The organism is Rhodococcus sp. AC861 (genome assembly GCF_979256035.1).
Genome location: NZ_CEEDMW010000129.1, coordinates 1 through 231 on the forward strand (window position 1 = coordinate 1; position 231 = coordinate 231).

1 protein-coding gene is annotated in these 231 nt (G+C 60.2%); it reads left to right on the forward strand.

Translation table 11 applies throughout. The annotated features are described in order from the left end of the window. Nucleotides 1-34: 34 nt before the first annotated feature. Nucleotides 35-231 (forward strand): hypothetical protein (locus AC0IX4_RS23435; RefSeq protein ID WP_471831472.1); only part of this gene is annotated, 197 nt, incomplete at its 3' end.

Here is a 231-nt window from a genome sequence, read left to right on the forward strand (position 1 = left end):
GGATCTGGTAGCGCTGGGGACAGTAGCGGACGTCGTGCCGCTGGACGCTAATAATCGCATTCTGACCTGGCAGGGGATGAGTCGCATCCGTGCCGGAAAGTGCCGTCCGGGGATTAAAGCGCTGCTGGAAGTGGCAAATCGCGATGCGCAAAAACTCGCCGCCAGCGATTTAGGTTTTGCGCTGGGGCCACGTCTCAATGCTGCCGGACGACTGGACGATATGTCCGTCGG